We start from the raw sequence: 239 nt of genomic DNA on the forward strand, positions 1-239 counted from the left end.
GAGCAGAGTGAAGATCACCAAGTCCAACTAAGTTTGCATCATTTTTTGTAACGATACCTGTTAAACGTAAACCGATAAAGGCGATAAATAGCCCGATACCAGCAGTAATTGCATGTTTTAAGTTTTCAGGAATTGCTTCCATTAATTTTGTACGGAAAGATGTAAATGATAGCAAAATTAAAATCATACCTGCTACGAATACAGCAGAGAATGCAATTGCGAAAGTCATGCCTTCATGT

The 239-nt window shown here is 36.4% G+C and carries 1 protein-coding gene; it reads right to left on the reverse strand.

The annotated features are described in order from the left end of the window. A partial coding sequence (locus ACKPVM_RS20535; RefSeq protein ID WP_409311592.1) for a solute carrier family 23 protein occupies positions 1-239 on the reverse strand: 239 nt, incomplete at both ends.

The sequence above is a fragment of the Pectobacterium hainanensis genome, from assembly GCF_046237015.1.
Lineage (GTDB): Bacteria > Pseudomonadota > Gammaproteobacteria > Enterobacterales > Enterobacteriaceae > JBJYIN01.